The organism is Streptomyces sp. NPDC017993 (assembly GCF_044328065.1).
GTDB lineage: Bacteria > Actinomycetota > Actinomycetes > Streptomycetales > Streptomycetaceae > Streptomyces.
On the sequence record NZ_JBIRGO010000012.1, the window covers coordinates 210,460 to 228,755 of the forward strand.

The 18,296-nt window shown below is 71.8% G+C and carries 14 protein-coding genes and 1 pseudogene; 6 read left to right on the forward strand and 9 right to left on the reverse strand.

The annotated features are described in order from the left end of the window. Positions 1-48 precede the first annotated feature (48 nt). Positions 49-720, forward strand: a complete 672-nt coding sequence (locus tag ACH4FH_RS23260) for a pirin family protein (protein ID WP_398557786.1) — start codon at positions 49-51, stop codon at positions 718-720. Positions 721-803: 83 nt separating this feature from the next. Here ACH4FH_RS23260 and ACH4FH_RS23265 read toward each other — a convergent pair whose 3' ends face one another. Next, positions 804-1,631 carry a serine hydrolase domain-containing protein gene (locus ACH4FH_RS23265; RefSeq protein WP_398557787.1) on the reverse strand — a complete coding sequence of 276 codons (828 nt, stop codon included), beginning with the start codon at positions 1,629-1,631 and terminating at the stop codon, positions 804-806. A gap of 187 nt (positions 1,632-1,818) precedes the next feature. On the opposite strand from ACH4FH_RS23265, the gene ACH4FH_RS23270 reads away from it, so the two are divergent. Together ACH4FH_RS23270 and ACH4FH_RS23275 are read left to right on the forward strand one after the other, a co-directional pair. Then, positions 1,819-2,340 (forward strand): MerR family transcriptional regulator, encoded by a 522-nt coding sequence (locus tag ACH4FH_RS23270; RefSeq protein WP_398557788.1) that lies wholly within the window; start codon positions 1,819-1,821, stop codon positions 2,338-2,340. Between the two features lie 7 nt (positions 2,341-2,347). After that, positions 2,348-3,364: an aldo/keto reductase gene (locus ACH4FH_RS23275; protein ID WP_398557789.1), complete on the forward strand. Its 1,017-nt coding sequence runs from the start codon at positions 2,348-2,350 to the stop codon at positions 3,362-3,364. 76 nt (positions 3,365-3,440) lie between these two features. On the opposite strand, the gene ACH4FH_RS23280 is transcribed toward ACH4FH_RS23275, so the two are convergent. The 4 genes from ACH4FH_RS23280 to ACH4FH_RS23295 all read right to left on the reverse strand — a co-directional run bounded on the left by ACH4FH_RS23280 (position 3,441) and on the right by ACH4FH_RS23295 (position 8,161). Then, complete coding sequence (locus ACH4FH_RS23280; protein ID WP_398557790.1) at positions 3,441-4,679, reverse strand: acyltransferase family protein; 1,239 nt, start codon at positions 4,677-4,679, stop codon at positions 3,441-3,443. 63 nt (positions 4,680-4,742) lie between these two features. Next, positions 4,743-5,909, reverse strand: a complete 1,167-nt coding sequence (locus tag ACH4FH_RS23285) for an alpha/beta hydrolase (RefSeq protein ID WP_398557791.1) — start codon at positions 5,907-5,909, stop codon at positions 4,743-4,745. Between the two features lie 183 nt (positions 5,910-6,092). After that, a complete protein-coding gene (locus ACH4FH_RS23290; protein ID WP_398557792.1) occupies positions 6,093-6,773 on the reverse strand; it encodes a response regulator in 681 nt (226 codons plus the stop codon). After that, entirely contained in the window at positions 6,770-8,161 is a 1,392-nt protein-coding gene (locus tag ACH4FH_RS23295; protein WP_398557793.1) for a sensor histidine kinase, read from the reverse strand. Before ACH4FH_RS23295 ends, ACH4FH_RS23290 begins: the two co-directional genes overlap by 4 nt. A 254-nt stretch (positions 8,162-8,415) precedes the next feature. Between ACH4FH_RS23295 and ACH4FH_RS23300 the strand changes: the two genes are divergently transcribed. Further along, on the forward strand, positions 8,416-9,093 hold the full coding sequence (locus ACH4FH_RS23300; RefSeq protein WP_398557794.1) for a hypothetical protein: 678 nt from the start codon (positions 8,416-8,418) through the stop codon (positions 9,091-9,093). 123 nt (positions 9,094-9,216) lie between these two features. Here ACH4FH_RS23300 and ACH4FH_RS23305 read toward each other — a convergent pair whose 3' ends face one another. From ACH4FH_RS23305 to ACH4FH_RS23315, 3 genes are all read right to left on the reverse strand, one after another. Then, entirely contained in the window at positions 9,217-10,095 is an 879-nt protein-coding gene (locus ACH4FH_RS23305; RefSeq protein ID WP_398557795.1) for a DUF4429 domain-containing protein, read from the reverse strand. A 189-nt stretch (positions 10,096-10,284) separates the two neighbouring features. Further along, positions 10,285-11,499 (reverse strand): alpha/beta hydrolase, encoded by a 1,215-nt coding sequence (locus ACH4FH_RS23310; protein WP_398557796.1) that lies wholly within the window; start codon positions 11,497-11,499, stop codon positions 10,285-10,287. Positions 11,500-11,762: 263 nt separating this feature from the next. Beyond that, positions 11,763-12,419 (reverse strand): TetR/AcrR family transcriptional regulator, encoded by a 657-nt coding sequence (locus ACH4FH_RS23315; protein WP_398557797.1) that lies wholly within the window; start codon positions 12,417-12,419, stop codon positions 11,763-11,765. 116 nt (positions 12,420-12,535) lie between these two features. Between ACH4FH_RS23315 and ACH4FH_RS23320 the strand changes: the two are divergent. Continuing rightward, a pseudogene (locus ACH4FH_RS23320) lies at positions 12,536-14,147 on the forward strand (MFS transporter); the annotation flags it as partial. 643 nt (positions 14,148-14,790) lie between these two features. After that, positions 14,791-15,189, forward strand: a complete 399-nt coding sequence (locus ACH4FH_RS23325) for a peptidase inhibitor family I36 protein (RefSeq protein ID WP_398557798.1) — start codon at positions 14,791-14,793, stop codon at positions 15,187-15,189. Positions 15,190-15,319: 130 nt separating this feature from the next. Here the strand turns inward: ACH4FH_RS23325 and aceE are convergent, their stop codons facing one another. Then, a complete protein-coding gene (gene aceE / locus ACH4FH_RS23330) occupies positions 15,320-18,052 on the reverse strand; it encodes a pyruvate dehydrogenase (acetyl-transferring), homodimeric type (RefSeq protein WP_398557799.1) in 2,733 nt (910 codons plus the stop codon). Between the last annotated feature and the right edge of the window lie 244 nt (positions 18,053-18,296).

Genomic DNA, 18,296 nt, shown 5'->3' on the forward strand with positions numbered 1-18,296 from the left:
CTGCACTATCGGGGCGAGGGGGGTGTGCGGCGGGGCTACGGTGGCGGAATGATTCAGGTGCGCAGGGCCGAGGGACGCTACCGGGACAACGACGCGGACACCGGGATCGATTCCCTGCACGCGTTCTCCTTCGGGCCGCACTACGACCCCGACAACCTGCGCTTCGGCGCGTTGATCGCCTGCAACGAGGAGCGGCTGGCGCCCGGCGCCGGCTTCGACGAGCACCCGCACCGCGACACCGAGATCGTGACCTGGGTCGTCGAGGGCGAGCTGACGCACCGCGACTCCGCGGGCCACGGGACGACGGTACGCCCCGGCGATCTCCAGCGGCTCAGCTCGGCGGGCGGCGTACGGCACGTCGAGCGCAACGACGCGGACCGGCCGCTGCGCTTCGTCCAGATGTGGCTGACCCCGGACACCGTCGGCGGTGACCCGTCGTACGAGGTGGTCCGCGGCATCGCCGACGGCACTCCCTACGCGGTTCCGGCCGCCGGCGCGATGCTGCACGTCCGGCGTCTGGGTGACGGTGAGCGCACCGCGGTCCCGGACGCGGCGCGGGCGTATGTGCACGTGGTGCGGGGCGCCGTACGCATCGGCGCGGAGCTGCTGGACGTCGGCGACGCGGCCCGGATCACGGACGCGGACGGGCTTGAGCTGCGGGGCGTGACCGAGGCGGAGTGCCTGATCTGGGAGATGGGGCCGGAGCCGACCTTCGGGTGAGGGCGGGCGGCCGATGCCGTTACGGCCGTGGGGCCCGGCGCGCGCACCTTCGGTGGCGGTCCGGGCCCCGGCCGTCGTTCAGCTCAGCTCAGTTCGGCGAGGACCGCGTCGGTCAGCGGCGGCCATGCCTCGACCGCCCACGGACCGAAGGCACGGTCGGTCAGCGCGACGCAGGCCACGCCGCCGCCGTCCGCACCCGCCTCCGGGTCGACCCACAGGAAGGTGCCGGACTGCCCGAAGTGTCCGAAGGTGCGCGGCGAGGAGAAAGCGCCCGTCCAGTGCGGTGCCTTGCCGCCGCGGATCTCGAAGCCCAGGCCCCAGTCGTTGGGCCTTTGGTGGCCGTAGCCGGGCAGGACGCCGGTCAGGCCGGGGAATGCCACGGACGTCGCCTCGGCGAGCGTCTGCGGGGCCAGCAGCCGCGGGGCCAGCAGCTCGGCGGCGAACCGGGTCAGGTCGGCGACCGTGGAGACGGCGTCCTTGGCGGGCGAGCCGGGCAGCTCGGTCGCGGTCATCCCGAGCGGCTGGAGGACGGCCTCGTGGAGGTACTGCGGGAACGGGATGTCGGTCGCCTTGGCGATGTGGTCGCCCAGCACCTCGAAGCCGGTGTTGGAGTACAGCCTGCGGGTGCCCGGCTCGGCCATCGTGCGCTGCTCGTCGAAGGCCAGGCCGGAGGTGTGGGCGAGCAGATGACGCACCGTGGACCCCTCAGGTCCCGCCGGCTCGTCCAGCTCGACGGCGCCCTCTTCCACGGCCAGCAGCGCGGCGTAGGCGGCGAGCGGCTTGGTGACGGACGCGAGCGGGAAGCGGTGGTCCACGGGCCCGTAGGATCCGGCCACCGTGCCGTCGGCACGTACGACGGCGGCCGCAGCGGTGGGCACCGGCCAGTTCTCGATCATCCGCAGGCTCAGCATGTGCCGAGCCTAACGCGACCGAATTCCGGTCAGGACTGCGCTTGCTTGGAGTGCACTCGAAGTCTCTAGCGTTGAAGACGTCGAGAGGAAATCCGGCGACCGGGGATTCCGCCCGGCCGGCGGCCGGCGGGCGTCCCGGCCCGGTGGCGACGGCTCGGACGGAAGATCCAGAAGGGGGAGACGCGGTATGACGGTGACACAGAGCGAACCTGTGATGAGCGGCGCGCTCGCGACCGAGGACCGGCAGGGGAGGACGGGCGGCCGCACCGAGGGACCGGGGGGCCCGGTGCACGACTGTTCCGCGCCGCTCGCCCATCCGCGGCCGACCGGCCGTGACCAGTACACGATCAGCGAGGTGGCCGACCACACCGGGCTGAGCGCCCACACCCTGCGCTGGTACGAGCGGATCGGCCTGATGCCGCATGTGGACCGCACGCACACCGGGCAGCGCCGCTTCACCAACCGTGACCTGGACTGGCTGAGCCTGGTGACCAAGCTGCGGCTGACCGGCATGCCGGTCGCGGACATGGTCCGCTACGCCGAGATGGTGCGGGCGGGCGAGTGCACCTTCGCCGCGCGTGAGGAGCTGCTGACCGCGCACCGCGAGGACGTACGGCAGCGCATCGCGGAGCTGCAGAGCACGCTGGACGTACTCGACTACAAGATCGACATCTATGCAGACGCCCGGCGGGCGTCCGAGAGGTTCTGAGGTCTCCATGGGTAGCGAGAAGATCGAAACGGTCGAGCTGGGCACCGGCGGCCCGCGGGTCGGCGTGCAGGGGCTCGGCTGCATGGGCATGAGCTTCGCCTACGGCCCGACCGACGCCGACGAGGCGCGGGCCACGCTGGAGCGCGCGCTGGAACTCGGCGTGACGCTCTACGACACCGCGGATGTGTACGGCATGGGGGAGAACGAGAAGTTCCTCGCCCCGTTCCTGAAGGAGCACCGCGACGAGGTCGTCCTCGCCACGAAGTTCGCGCTGTCCTACGACCCAGAGAAGCCGGCGCAGCGCGTCATACGCAACGACCGCGCCTACATCCGGCAGTCCGTCGAGGCCAGCCTGCGGCGCCTCGGAGTGGACACGATCGACCTGTACTACATGCACCGCCGCGATGTGCACGTCCCGATCGAGGAGTCGGTCGGCGCGATGGCCGAGCTGGTGGCCGAGGGCAAGGTCAAGCACCTGGGGCTGAGCGAGGTGGCCGGCTCCGAACTGCGCGCCGCGCACGCGGTGCACCCGATCACGGCCCTGCAGTCCGAGTGGTCGCTGTTCAGCCGGGACGTCGAGGACGGCGTGGTGGCGGTCGCGGCGGAACTCGGCGTCGGCTTCGTGCCGTATTCGCCGCTCGGCCGCGGCTTCCTGACCGGCTCGTTCGTCAGCGCCGACAAGGAGCTGACCGAGGACGACTTCCGGCGTCAGCAGCCCCGCTTCACCGGCGACAACGCGGCCGCCAACGCCGCCCTGCTGGAGCCGGTCCGCCAGGTCGCGAAGGCCCATGGCGCGACGCCCGGCCAGGTCGCGCTGGCCTGGGTGCAGCAGCAGGCCGAGGCGCGCGGTCTGGCCGTCGTCCCGATCCCCGGTACGCGCAAGCGCAGCCGGATCGAGGAGAACACCGCCGCGACGCGGATCGCGCTGAGCAAGGAGGACCTCGCGCTGCTGGAGCCGATCGCGGGGCAGGTCGCCGGGGAGCGGTACGCGGACATGACGTACACGTCGGCCGGCCGGGAGTAACACCGCTTGCTGCCGGCGCCGGTGTCCTCCCCTGCCGCGTACGCCCGCGCCGCCGCTCCCGTCCGGGTGGCGCGGGTCAGGCCAGTCCGAGGGCGAAGGCCCCGAAGCACGCGGCCAGGACGGCCGCCAGGGCGCGCCGGAAGCGGGTGACGCCCGTCCACGGAGCCTCGAAACGCCGGGTGGCAGCGCCGATCAGGAGCAGCGCGGCGGCGAAGACGGGGAGCCAGGCGAGCCGGACGAGGATCCAGCCCGCGGTGTCGGGCGCCACCGTGAGGCCGGGGACCGCGCCCGCGAAGGACGCGGGCACCGCGGCGGAGAGCATCGCCGTCTGGTGCCAGCACAGAATCGTCATCGCCGAGAGGTTGATGACGACGACCGGTGCCCACAGGGCGGGCCTGCGCAGGAGCCGTGCGAGCCGGTCGCGGAGCAGGATCGCGGCGCCCGACTGCGCCGCGGCCAGCGCGAGGACCAGCAGCGACGGCGGGTGCGAGTTCGTACGGGACGCACCGGGCACGCCGACCATGCTCGCCGGGTAGTGGAAGAACAGCAGCAGCGCGGCGAAGAGGGCGGCACCGCCGATCAGCAGCGTCAGGGCGGCGCGTACGCCGAGCCGCTTCTCTCCCCAGGAGACGCCGAGTTGGTAGGCGAACAGCCAGCCGGGCAGAAGGTTGAGCAGGCTCAGCCAGGACGGCACGGCATCGGCGAGGGGGCCGTAGCGCAGCAGGTCCACGAGGGCCACCGCCGCGAGCAGGGGAGCCGCGGCCCAGGCGCCCCACCGTCGTGCGGCGCGCAGGCAGTACGGCGTCAGTGCGGTGACCACCGCGTAGACCCCCACGAACCACAGGGGTTGGATGACCAGCGTCGCCCCGGTCCGCAGCGTCTGCTCCGGCACGCCCAGGGCGAACAGGACAGGGATCAGCATCGCCCAGAGGGCGGTCACCGCGAGCACCGGGCGGCCCAGCCGCAGCAGCCGGCCGCGCAGCCAGACCCCGGTGGAGCCGCCCTGTTCCGTGTGGCGGCGCAGCGACAGCACCGAGGCGTGGCCGCCCACCAGGAAGAAGATCCCGAGCATCTGCAGCACCCAACTGGCGGGCGAGAGGAAGCCGGAGGTGGACAGCGGGCTCGCGTTGTGCAGCGCGCCCTCCGCGTCGAGGGTGAAACCGCCGAGCAGCCAGTGGCCGGTGGGCACGGCGAGCAGCGCCAGGGCGCGCAGGCCGTCGAGGGCACGGTCGCGATGCGCGGGAGTGCGCTCCTCGATCGCGCGGACCGCGCCGCGGACCGTACGGCGCAATGGGGTACGAAGTGCGGTGGCCATGAGGCGTCCTCGGGTGAGAAGTGACGGCGAGGCGGAGGGCGGGGAGGTCGTGTCCTGGCGGGCTCAGCGCACGTCGGCGTAGTGGCCCAGGGCGATGGCGGCGAAGCTGCGGAGGGAGTCCGTTCCGGGCGCGAGGTAGCCGGTGTGGCCCTCGGCCCGCGCGGCGGAGACGTGCCGGGCGCCGAAGTCGGGGCCGGTCGGGTCCGCGCCGTGGCCCAGGCCCAGCAGCTCGACGTTCGGGATGTCGTCGATCCAGTCGGACGCGTCGCGGGCCGCCCAGACCCGCGCGGTGGTGCGCAGGTCCGCGACGGTGTCCTGCCGCATGCCGGGGGAGGCGAAGACGACCAGGTCGGCGAGGTCGCCGCGGTCCAGCCGCGGTACGGCCAGCCCGCAGAGCACCGAACCGTAGCTGTGGCAGAACACCGCGGGGGCGGGCGCGCCGGCCGCGGCAAGGCCGGACAGGAAGCGCGCCAGGCGCGGCGCACCGGCCTCCGCGAGCCGGCCGGTGGCGGCGTCCGGACCGACCCCGACCGGCGTGGTGTAGCCGACCCAGGCGATGACGGCGGTACGCGTGTGGGGGGCGTCGGCCGCCATCCGCGCGCGCAGCGACCTGGCCATGCCGGTGGGGGTGCCGTACGGGTCCTTCGCCCGGTCGAAGGAGGCCAGGTCGATGTCCGAGCCGGGCACCAGCACCGCGGTGCGTTCCGCGGTGGTCAAGTCGCCGTGTACCTCGGCCACTTGACCCCGTCCGCGCGGATCGAAGGCGAGTATGTGCCGGCCGGGAGTGAGCAGACCGGCGCAGCGGTCGGCCGCTTCCCTGGCCTGCTGGTGGTCCTGGAGCGTGGCCGCCGGGTCCTCGGCCAGGGCGAGCTGCCGGCGGCGTTCGGCGCGCAACGCCAGGGCGTTGGCCTCGTACCGCAGGGCGATGGGCGCACCGTCGAGGTTGCCGACAGTCAGCGGGTGGCGGACCGCGAGGGCGTGCCGCTGGGGGCCCGTCAGCGAGGCGAAGAAGCGCACGACTTCGGCGGGGGAGGCGCTCGCGGGGTCCGGCAGCCGCACCCCCAGGGCGTGGTCCGCGCGCCAGGCGGCGGCGCCGGGCGCGGGGCCGGTGACGGCGGTCTGTGCCGAGCCGGCCGCCCACCCGCCGGTCGCGGCGACGATGACCGCCGCGAGGGCAGCGGCGACGAGCGTGCGCCTGCGGCGTCGAGCGGTGGTGCGCGGCACGGACATGGTGGCGTCTCCCTTTTCCGTCGGTGGGACGGAGGGAAACGTAGAAAGCAGGTGGGTGACGGGGCGTCACACCGCGGAGCCAACTCCCGGGTGATACCGGGGTAGGGGGTGCCGCCGCCTCTCGTCCTCAGGGAGGACAGCCACCGCTGCCCTCGGGGAGGACGGCGTGCGGGGCGCGGCCCGTCACCCCTCGCCGGGTGTGACCAGCCCCGACTCATAGGCGAAGATCACGGACTGGGCGCGGTCGCGCAGCTCCAACTTGGCCAGCACGCGCCCGATATGGGTCTTCACGGTCTGCTCGGCCAGGACCAGCGTGTCGGCGATCTCCTGATTGGACAGGCCGCGCGCGATCAGCTCCAGGACCTCCGTCTCACGCGGGGTCAGCCCGTTCAGCCGGAGCGCGGCCCGGTCCTTGCGGGGGGCGGGCCTGCGGCGGGCGAAGTCGGCGATCAGCCGCCGGGTCACCGACGGCGCGAGCAGCGCCTCACCGGCCGCCACGACGCGTACCGCGGAGATCAGATCGGCCGGCGGCGCGTCCTTGAGCAGAAAGCCGGACGCCCCCGCCCGCAGCGCCTCGTAGACGTAGTCGTCGACATCGAAGGTGGTCAGCATCAGCACCTTCGGGCGATGGGTGACGCCGGGCGGCGGATCGAGCAGCCGCCGGGCCGCCTCCAGTCCGTCCATCTCCGGCATCCGGACGTCCATCAGCACCACGTCGGGGTGCGTACGGCGACTGAGCTCCAGGCCCTGCACGCCGTCCGGCGCGTCGCCCACCACGTCGATATCGCTCTGGGCGGCCAGCAGCGCGGCGAAGCCCGCCCGCACCATGGCCTGGTCGTCGACGATGATCACCCGAGTGGTCATGCGGATCCGGAATCCTTAGCTGGGAGGGGAGTTGCCGAGGGGGAGGGCGCGGCGAGGGGGAGCTGGGCCGCGACGCGGAAGCCGCCGTCGGGCAGCGGCCCGGTGTCCAGCGAGCCGTCCAGCAGCCGCACCCGCTCCCGCATCCCGACCAGACCGTGCCCGGTGCCGGTGGTCTCCAGCGGCGCGGACGGCGCGGGGGGAGCGGAGTTGACGATCAGTACGGTCAGCCGCGAGCCGTCGGACGTGGCGGTCACCGACACCCGGGTCCGCGCGCCGGGGGCGTGCCGCACGACATTGGCCAGCGCCTCCTGCACGATGCGGTACGCCGACAGATCCGCGGCAGGCTCCAGCGGCACCGGCTGCGCGGGCAGCGCCAACTCGACCGGCACACCGGCCCGCACGGTCCCCTCCACGAGCTTCGGCAGCTGGCCGAGGCCCGGCTGCGGGGCTTTCTCGGGGCCGCCGTGCCGCTCCGTCTCCTCGCTGCGCAGCACCCCCAGCAGCCGGCGCATCTCCGCCAGCGACTCCCGCGCGGTGGCGGCGATCGACCCGAACTCCTCCTGCGCCTCCTGGGGGATGCCGCTGATCCGGTAGGGCGCGCTGTCGGCCTGGACGGTGATCACCGACATGTGGTGGGCGACGACGTCATGCAGTTCGCGGGCGATGCGGGTGCGTTCCTCCAGCAGCGTGCGGTGGGCGCGCTCGGCCTCGCTGATGGTCTCCTGCTCGATCAACTTCCTCTGGGCGTCGCCCCGTTCCCGCAAGGTGGCGCCCATCATGAGCATCACGCCGCTGAGTACGAAGAGCAGCACCCACGTATGGGCGGTGCCCATGGGGGCGAACATCTCGAAGAGGAAGCCCACCGCTCCGGTCGTCAGCCAGACGGCGATGAGCGTGCGGCGGCGCTCGCGGAGCGACAGCGCCAGCATCAGCACGAGATAGCCCACGATCACCATGGGCGGCCAGGGCCAGGCGTGGCCGGCGAGGTGGTCGGCGCCGAGAAGCGTCAGGGCGCACACGACATCCGCGGCGAAGACCACCCACCAGGCCTGCAGGGGCCGGCTGACCGCGAGCAGCAGCGGCACGGTCTGCGCGGTCGCGAGTCCGCCGGCCGGGCCGCCGCTCATGCCGTAGTCATCGGTGAGGACGGTCACCGTCGTCGGCAGGAGGGAGATCGCGAACGCACACGCGACCAGATACGGCAGCCGTCGCAGCCAGCGGTTCTGCACCGTGCCGAACAGGGGCGTACCGGGGGTGGTCGGGGTCCCGAGTTCCACGGCGAGGACGCGCAGCGCCTGTTGCACGGCGCGCCAAAGGCGGGCGCCGGCCTGGCCGCGTCCGGCGCCGCGGGCGGGTTCGGCTTCTGGGGGGAGAGATTGTCGGGGCATCGCGAGTCCATCCAAGCGGACCGCGGCTGCCGGGGCGTCATACCAGGGTCGCGGCTTGCGACCGATACCACGGTATGACGCCCGGACCCCGCGGATGGTCGAGGCCGTGTCCGATGGGTCGCATGGCTTCTTCCCCCTGCTCACACCCGTGTTAGTCAGTTGTTAGCGGAGCGGCAGCCTCGCGCTAGTGGCTCCGATCAGAGTGGGTGACGTACCGAGGAAACAACGACACCGACTGCCCCGGGGGACCCCAAATGAGCTCCAGCACCACCGCCCGCACCGCTCGCCGCCGCACCCTGCGCATTGCCGTCGCGGCCCTGACCGCGGCCGCCGGCCTCACCCTGACCGCCTGCTCCGGCTCGGACGCCGCCGACGCGAAGTCCGCGGGACACACGAGCACGAGCTCGCCCGCCGCCAATTCCAAGGCGAGCCCCGATGCCAAGACCGGCACCAAGCCGGACGCCGCGGGCAAGGCGTCGAGCGGCACGCAGGCCACCGGCGCCGGCAAGACGGCATCCCCGGCCCGCACCGAGACCCTGGTGGACGGCAGCAAGGCCGAGATCTACGACCTCGGCTCCCAGCGCTACCGCGCCAAGATCATCAGCGACGGTGCGGTCGTCGCCACGATGGAGACGACGGGGCAGGACGCCGACGCCGGGCTCGACGCCAACGGCATGTACGTCGTGCTCACGATGGGCGGCAAGATCCACTCCTGGATGGGCGGCGAGCACCAGGGACCGGGCACCTTCAAGCTCGTGGGCGGCTGGAAGGCCAAGGTGACGAAGGTCGGCGAGCTGCAGTACCGCGCGCAGATCATCGGCTCCGAGGGCGTGGCCGCCACCCTGGAGACGAAGGGCCACGACGTCGGGGTCGACGCCAACGGCGTGTACATCGTGCTCAGCGCCGGCGGCGTGATCAGCGCCCACGAGTAAAGACCCGCCCGACTGCGCGGTGGAGCCACCTCCGGCGGGGCGGCTTCCACCGCCGCAGTGACGGAAGCGCCCGACCGGCCCTGAGGGCTGTCCGTAAGGCGGTCACGCGGATCCGGACACGCCCTAGAGCTCCGCGAGCAGATCGGCCTTCTTCGCGCTGAACTCGTCGTCCGTCAGCAGACCCGCCTCGTGCAGGTCGCCGAGGTGCCGTATCCGGTCGGCGATATCGGCCGGGTCCCGTCGGGTGTCCCCGGCCCGGCGCATCGGCTCGCGGTCCGCGGGGTCCGGTGCCGCATCGGCGGCCCGTACGGCCTGGAGCACCGCGGCGGCGAACGGCAGCGATTCGTGCACCGGGCCGTAGCCCAGTCCGAAGACCACCGCGGCCGGGTCCTGATCGGCCTCGCCCGGACTGTCGTCCTGTGCCCCGCGCCCCAGCAGCCGCAGATAGCCGTGGAAGATCTCCGGCGAGCGCCACTCCACCCCGGCCAGGTCGCCGACCGGGAAGCTCTGGTCGCCGCTCTTCCACTTCGCCGAGGACGCCCCCGTCCAAAACCAGCGGAAGGCGACCGACCGGCCGTCGAAGGACGCCTTGGCGTCGTACGCCTTGAAGTGCATCGGAGGCTCCGGCGCGGCCACGAGATGACGGTCGGCGGGCTTGAGGGCGTCGGGGCCCAGCACACCGCGCAGCTCGTCGGCGTAGAACTCGGCCAGCGTCTCGCGTTCGGCCGGCAGCACCAGCCGATACGGGTCGGCGTCCTCCTTCAGCTGTCCGTCCGCCGCCTCCATCAAGGGGTCGGCGCCGTGCCGCGGCACGGCGTGCAGCACCACGGTGCCGCGTCTGCCCTCGGACAGCTCGACAGACCTCAACGCCTCGTACGGAATGCGTCGCTCGCCGAGCGCCTGGAACAGCCTCGGCCTGCGGATCCCCCGTTCGAAGCGGATGAGCACGGAGTCGGTGTCGAACTCCCAGACGGCGTGAAAACCGGCCAGCACATCACCCATGCGGCTCATCGTATGCGGGCGGTTGCCCACCCGTCCCCCTTCCGCACACCTTGCGCTACGCGCGTCCGCGACACCCGGCCCGTCTCCTTGGGCGTCCTCGTGGCCGCGACGGCGGCGGATTCCGCAGGCACGGCCCGTCCCCGGGCGCCGGGCCGTGCCTGCGGACACCCGTCGCGCGGCATACGGCAATCAGACAAGGTCGGTGCTGCAACGCGGGTCGTCGGTCGCGCAGTCGACGGCGTCGGCGGCGCCGACCCCGACCAGGGCGAAATTCTGCAGGCTGCGGGTGCCGGGCGCGAAGTAGCCCGCGTGTCCGACGGCGCCGTCGGCCGACAGGACCCGCGAGCCGAAGGAGGGCTCGACCGGGTCCGCGCCGTGGCCGAGACCGCCGACCTCCAGATACGGCACATCCTTGATCCAGTCGTCCGCGTCCCGCATCGCCCAGACCCGGGCCCGGGTGTTCAGGCCGGACAGGCTGTCGGCCCGCATCCCCGGGCTGCCCGCCACCGCGATGTCCTCGACGTTGGACGGCAGATTCCGGGCGGCGACGCCGCAGACCACGGACCCGTAGCTGTGGCAGAACAGCGAGACCGGGCTGCCGTTGGGCAGCGACTCCACCAGACCGCGCAGCCGGACCGCGCCGGCCTCCGCCATCTGGCCGGTGGCCGCCCCGACCCCGAGCCCGGCGGGCGAGGTGTAGTCCGCCCAGGCGATCACGGCGGTACGGGTCCCCGGGCGGGCTTCGCGCTCGGCGTCGTACAGGGATCGCGCCATGCCGACGGGGGCGGTGGTGGCACGTGCGGTGCGCTCGAAGGTCGAGAGGTTGGTGTCCACACCGGGCACCACGACCGAGACGCGGTCCGCCTTGTTGAGGTTGCCGAAGACCTCGGCCGCGCGGCCGCCGCCGGCCGGATCGAAGGCGAGGATCTGGCGGCCGCTGGTCAGCATCGACTCCAGCCGGTGCATCAGTCGCCCCGCCTCCTGGCGGCCGACGGGCGTGAGCTTGCGGTCACCCATGCGCTGCTGTTCCTCGGCGCGGGCATGGTCGATCGCCATCCGGTTGGCCCGGTAGCGCAGCTGGACGGGGGCGCCGCCCATGTTGCCGACGACCAGCGGATAGCGGGTGGCGAGCTGCTTGCGCTCGGCGCGGTCGAGCGAGGAGAAGAAGGCGCGGAGCTTCGACGGGGAGTCGTCCGGGTCGGGCAGCGCGCGTCCGTGGAAGGTGGCGCCCTGCCAAGCGGCCTTGGCGGTGGCCAGCGGGTTGGCGTCCCCCTTGCTTCCTCTGATGGCGGTCCAGCCGGTCATCGCAAGCATCACGAACACCACCACCAGGGCGAGTGCGGCGCGCCAGGCGGGGGACTGAAGGAAACCGGAGGAGGGGCCGAGCCCTGGGAAGGAAGTCACCGCGAGCCACCCTAGGAGACGCGACAGGGCGGCCGCTGAGGCCGTGAGTCATCTCACGTTTCACGGTGGGTATAACGACCAAATCGGACAGCGAGCATGAATTTCCGGTGCTCAGACGTGCAGAAGCAGTCTCATTGAGCAGTGAAATGATCACGCTGTGGCGGATGGCCGTTACGGGGGGTTGACGTGGTGTCAGTGGGCGGGCCCCGGGCGTGTCGCCCTGCCTCCCGCGAGGGGGTCGCCGGCGAACCGGCCCGGCGGTCTCACCGGGCCCGCCAGTCGTCCTCCATCGCCGGGCCGATGTGATCCAGGTAGGACTTCGTCAGCTCGCGGATCGACGCCACGCTGCAGTCCTGCCCCTCGCCCCACACCTTGCCCGCCACCCGCATCACCCCGCTGAACGCGGCGACCAGGACCCGCGGGCGCGGATCGATGTCCACGTCCAGCCCCTCGCGCCCGGCGATCAGTCGGGCGATCTGCTCCTCCAGCTCGGAGGAGCGCCGTAGGTGGGCCGCGATCAGCGCGGGCGTCGACTCGATCATTCGGTACGAGCGCATGTGCAGCTCCACCGGGACCACCGACTCGATCGCGCCCCCGATGTCGTCCCAGGCCACCATCACCGCGCTGCGCAGCGCGGTCAGCGGGGCCTCGCTCTGCGGGCGGGTCCGCAGCTCCTGGAGGAAGCGGGCCTCCACCATCTCCTGGACGGCGAAGACGACCTCCTCCTTGTTGGCGAAATACCGGAAGTAGGTGCGCTGGGAGACGTCCACCGCCTCCGCGATCTCGTCGATGGTCGTCGCGTCGTAGCCCTGTTCCGTGAACAGCTCCAGCGCGGCGCGGATCAGCGCGTCGCGGGTGCGCTGCTTCTTCCGTTCGCGCAGCCCGCTCCGGGGTGCCGCCTGCGGCGTCGGGGTCGCCATCCTGCGCCGCCTTTCGGAGGTGTTATCGCTGCTCAGGATACCTGTGAGCTAAATGACAGTTACCGACTCATGAAACACTTTGTCAACTGTCAGTGGCTGACATTAGCCTTCGGGGTATGAGCTCTCAGACCCCGGTTGCCGCTGCCGCGCCGGAACTTCCCGTACCGGAGCCCCGCAAGGGGCTGCGCGGCCATCCGTGGCTGACCCTCTTCTCCGTCGCCATCGGCGTCATGATGGTCGCGCTGGACGGCACCATCGTCGCCATCGCCAATCCGGCCATCAAGCAGGATCTGGGCGCCTCGCTCGCCGATGTGCAGTGGATAACCAACGGCTACATGCTCGCCCTTGCCGTCTCGCTGATCACGGCGGGCAAGCTCGGTGACCGCTTCGGCCACCGCCAGACCTTCCTCATCGGCATCCTCGGCTTCGCCGTCGCCTCCGGCGCCATCGGCTTCTCCGACGAGGTCTCGCTGGTCATCACCTTCCGGGTGCTGCAGGGCCTCTTCGGCGCCCTGCTGATGCCCGCCGCGCTCGGCCTGCTGCGCGCGACCTTCCCGGCCGAGAAGCTCAACATGGCCATCGGCATCTGGGGCATGGTCATCGGCGCCTCCACCGCCGGCGGCCCGATCGTCGGCGGTCTGCTGGTCGAGCACGTCAGCTGGCAGTCGGTCTTCTTCATCAACGTCCCGGTCGGCGTCCTCGCCCTGGTCCTCGGCGCGGTGATCCTCAAGGACCACCGCGCGGAGAACGCCCCCCGGTCCTTCGACATCCCCGGCATCGTGCTGCTCTCGGCCGCGATGTTCTGCCTCATCTGGCCGCTGATCAAGGCCACCGCGTGGGGCTGGGGTGACCTCAAGACCTGGGGCTTCCTGGTCGGCGCGATCGTCCTCTTCGTGCTGTTCGGCGTGCTGGAGACCAAGGTCCGCGAGCCGCTCATCCCGCTGCGGATGTTCCGCTCCCTGCCGCTGACCGCGGGCACGGTGCTGATGGTCCTGATGGCCTTCGCCTTCATGGGCGGCCTCTTCTTCGTGACGTTCTACCTCCAGAACGTGCACGGCATGAGCCCCGTCGACAGCGGGCTGCACCTCCTCCCGCTCACCGGCATGATGATCGTCGGCTCGCCGCTCGCCGGGGCCGCGATCACCAAGTTCGGCCCGCGGGTTCCGCTGGTGGGCGGCATGCTGCTGACCGCCATCGCGATGTACGGCATGTCCGGCCTGGACACGCAGAGCAGCACCGGCCCGATGTCCCTGTGGTTCGCCCTGCTGGGCCTGGGCCTCGCGCCCGTCATGGTCGGCGCCACCGAGGTCATCGTCGGCAACGCCCCGCTGGAGCTCTCCGGCGTCGCCGGCGGGCTGCAGCAGGCCGCGATGCAGGTCGGCGGCAGCCTCGGCACGGCCGTGCTGGGCGCGGTGATGGCTTCCCGCGTCGACGAGCAGCTCCCGGTCAACTGGCAGTCGGAGGGCCTCCCGCCGGTCCCGCCCGCGCAGATGTCCCAGGCGGCCGACGCCGTCTCGGCGGGCATCGCGCCGGTGCCGAAGGGCACCCCGCCGGAGCTGGCCCAGAAGATCACCTCCGTCGCCCACGACACCTTCGTCTCCGGCATGGGGCTGGCCTTCACCGTCGCCTGCGGCGTGGCGCTCGTCGCGGCCCTGGTCGCGACCCTCACCAAGCGCGGCGCGAACGCCGAGGCGGGCGCCGGAGCCGCCCACATCTGACGGCTCCGCCCGGCAGCCGCCCGCAGAGGCAGCAGCCAGGAGCACCCGGCAACACCCGGCGCGCGGCCGGCCGAGTCACCCTCGGCCGGCCGCGCGCTTGTGCTTGCGCGGTAAGCACCCTCTACGCACCGGAGCACCCGCCGTACGCGCCGAACCAGCCTCGGTGCCCGCCGCGCGCCTGCCGTGCCGGCCATCCCTCGCGGACACAGGCCGTCGCCCCGGCGCGTCAGCCGGCACCCGGAGGCGTTGAGCGCGTCAACCGGACGTCGCGAGCCGCCGCCACCGGCCACCCGCCGTACGCCTGGCGTCAGTTGACCGGACGCCAGCCACCGGAATCCCTCATCCGGATGACCCGTTCCGGGAACCAGCAGCGCCGATGCCCTGGCGCAGGTCCCGGTCCCGCCGGCCGACCGCCTTCCCCGGCACCGGGCGAACGGTTTTTGCGGACGCTCCCGCCCCCACGGCACGCGTCAACCCCGCTCCGCGCGGCGCCGGGATCGAGCGGCACGGCCGTCCCCATCCCTGATCCGGGTGGGCTCTCCGCCACGGCCTTGGCAACCGCGCCGGGCACCGGTGAAGCTCGGCGGACAGCGGGCGACCGGCCCGCCGCACGACATCGTCGTCACACTCCACGGGGGAGAATTCCTGTGCGCATGCGTACGCTCCACACCACCGCGCTCGTCACCGGCCTCGCCGCGCTGGCCGCCGCGCTCACCGCTCCGTCCGCCGTCGGCGCGCCCGCCGCCCCGGGCAGTCGCACCGCCGCGGCCTCCGGCGACTGCGCGGTCGGCCGGCTGTGCCTCTGGCCGAAGGCGGACTTCGGCGGCAAGCCGCGGACCCATGAACTGTCCGACACCGACATCGAGAGCTGCGTCCCGCTGGGCAAGGGGGCGAGCGCCGCCTCGCTCGCCAACCGCACCGGCCGGCCGGTCACCACGTATCAGAGCGCGGAGTGCGCCGAGACCGGCGAATTCGACACCTACCCGGGCGGCGGCAGCTGGGTCCCCCGGTCCCCGTACGAGGTACGGGCGTTCAAGGTCTGGGAGCGCTGAGCGGCCTTCGCGGGCCGCCCGCACACCACCGCGCCCCCCGGCCGCGAAGAACGCGGGCCGGGGGGCGCGGGTGGAGGCGATGCCGCAGCCGGATGGGGGCACCTCCCAGCGGTAGCTGGGGGAAGGTCGGTCAGGCGTCGCCGCCGGCCTCGCCCGCCTCGGCGGCCGAGACATCCAGCAGCTGGTAGCGGTCGATGGCCTGCTTCAGCAGCGAACGGTCGACCTTGCCCTCCCTGGCGAGCTCGGTGAGCACGCCCAGCACGATCGACTGCGGGTCGATGTGGAAGAAGCGGCGGGCCGCGCCACGGGTGTCGGCGAAGCCGAAGCCGTCGGCGCCCAGCGACTGGTACGTACCGGGGACCCAGCGGGCGATCTGGTCCGGCACGGCACGCATCCAGTCCGAGACCGCGACCTTCGGGCCCTCGGCGCCCTGGAGCTTGCGCGTCACATACGGGACGCGCTGCTCCTCCTCCGGGTGCAGAAGGTTGTGCTCCTCGACCTCGACGGCGTCGCGCCGCAGCTCGTTCCAGGAGGTCGCCGACCAGACGTCCGCCTTGACGTTCCACTCGTCCGCGAGGATCTGCTGGGCCTCGATGGCCCACGGCACCGCGACACCCGAGGCGAGGATCTGCGCGGCGTGCTCGCCCTTCTCGGCGCTCGCCACACGGTGCAGACCCTTGAGGATGCCTTCGACATCCGCCTCGGCCGGCTCCGCCGGGTGCTGGATCGGCTCGTTGTAGACGGTCAGGTAGTAGAAGATGTCCTCGGCGTTCTCGCCGTACATCCTCCGCAGACCGTCCTTGACGATGTGCGCGATCTCGTAGCCGTAGGCCGGGTCGTAGGCGACACAGGCCGGGTTGGTCGACGCCAGCAGCTGGGAGTGACCGTCCGCGTGCTGCAGGCCCTCACCCGTCAGCGTCGTACGGCCGGCGGTCGCGCCGAGCACGAAGCCGCGGGCGAGCTGGTCGGCCATCTGCCAGAACTGGTCACCGGTGCGCTGGAACCCGAACATCGAGTAGAAGACGTAGACCGGGATCAGCGGCTCGCCGTGCGTGGCGTAGGCGGAGCCCGCCGCGATCAGCGAGGCCGTGCAGCCCGCCTCGGTGATGCCGTCGTGCAGCATCTGGCCGGTCGGCGACTCCTTGTAGGCCAGGAGCAGTTCACGGTCGACCGACTCGTACTGCTGGCCCAGCGGGTTGTAGATCTTCGCCGACGGGAAGAACGCGTCCATACCGAAGGTGCGGTACTCGTCGGGCGCGATCGGCACGAAACGCTTGCCGATCTCCTTGTCCCGCATCAGGTCCTTCAGGACCCGGACGAACGCCATGGTCGTGGCGATCTTCTGCTGCCCCGAGCCCTTCTTGGCGGCCGCGTACATCTTGTCGTCCGGCAGCTGCAGCGGCTTGCTGCGCACCACACGGGTCGGTACGTAACCGCCCAGCGAGTTGCGGCGGTCGTGCATGTACTGGATCTCTTCGGAGTCCCGGCCCGGGTGGTAGTAGGGCGGGACGCCGCTCTCCAGGTCCTTGTCCGCGATCGGCAGGTGCAGCCGGTCACGGAAGGCCTTGAGGTCGTCGACCGTCAGCTTCTTCATCTGGTGGGTCGCGTTGCGGCCCTCGAAGTTCGGGCCGAGCGTCCAGCCCTTGACGGTCTGCGCGAGGATCACCGTCGGCTGGCCCTTGTGGGCCTTGGCCGCCGCGTACGCCGCGTAGATCTTCTTGTGGTCGTGACCGCCGCGGCCCAGGTGCAGGATCTGGTCGTCGGTCATGTTCTCGACCATGGCGCGCAGCCGCTGGTCGTCACCGAAGAAGTGCTGGCGGATGTACGCACCGGTCTCGGTGGCGTACGTCTGGAACTGCCCGTCGGGCGTGCTGTTGAGCTTGTTGACCAGGATGCCGTCCCGGTCCTGGCCGAGCAGCGGGTCCCAGCTGCGGTCCCACACCAGCTTGATGACGTTCCAGCCGGCGCCGCGGAACTGCGACTCCAGCTCCTGCATGATCTTGCCGTTGCCGCGGACCGGGCCGTCCAGGCGCTGGAGGTTGCAGTTGACGACGAAGGTCAGGTTGTCCAGGCCCTCGCGGGCGGCGATGGACAGCTGGCCGAGCGACTCGGGCTCGTCCATCTCGCCGTCACCGAGGTAGGCCCAGACGTGCGACTTGGAGGTGTCGGCGATGCCGCGCGCCTCCATGTAGCGGTTCATGCGGGCCTGGTAGATCGCGCCGAGGGGGCCGAGGCCCATCGAGACGGTCGGGAACTCCCAGAAGTCCGGCATCAGCCGCGGGTGCGGGTAGCTGGACAGGCCGTTCGGAGCCTTCGACTTCTCCTGGCGGAAGGCGTCCAGCTGCGGCTCGGAGAGCCGGTCCAGAAGGAACGCGCGGGCGTACACACCGGGCGAGGCGTGGCCCTGGAAGAAGATCTGGTCGCCGCCGTCGCCCTCGTCCTTGCCCCGGAAGAAGTGGTTGAAGCCCACGTCGTACAGCGAGGCGGAGGAGGCGAACGTGGCGATGTGACCGCCGACGCCGATGCCGGGGCGCTGGGCCCGGGAGACCATGACGGCGGCGTTCCACCGGGTCGCGTTCAGGACCTTGCGCTCGATCTCCTCGTTGCCGGGGAAGAACGGCTCGTCCTTGGTCGCGATGGTGTTGACGTAGTCCGTGCTGCGCATCTCGGGCACGGCCACGCGCTTCTCGCGGGCGCGCTCGATCAGGCGGAGCATGAGGTAGCGGGCACGTTCCCGGCCTCGCTCATCGACGGCTGCGTCGAGCGAGTCGAGCCATTCCTGGGTCTCTTCGGGATCGAAGTCCGGGACCTGGCTGGGAAGGCCGCCAATGATGATCGGGTTTCGATCGGATCCGGAAGCCACGCTGTTCCTTCGTGTTCGGGTCGTGTCGTGCTCTGCACCCGATTGATGCTGCGCACGCGGACGATTGCTGTCTCTACCTTGGTGTCGCGCCGTCTTCCATCGTGTACCGAGTCACTGGGATACGTCACCTCTACCGATGGGTAACCACCCTCTGAGAGATGGGCGCGGAAAAGGCCGATTTCTCAGGTCGGCCAAATCGCAACCATACGCCCATGTCGAATGTGCTTCGCGTACGGCAGTGCGG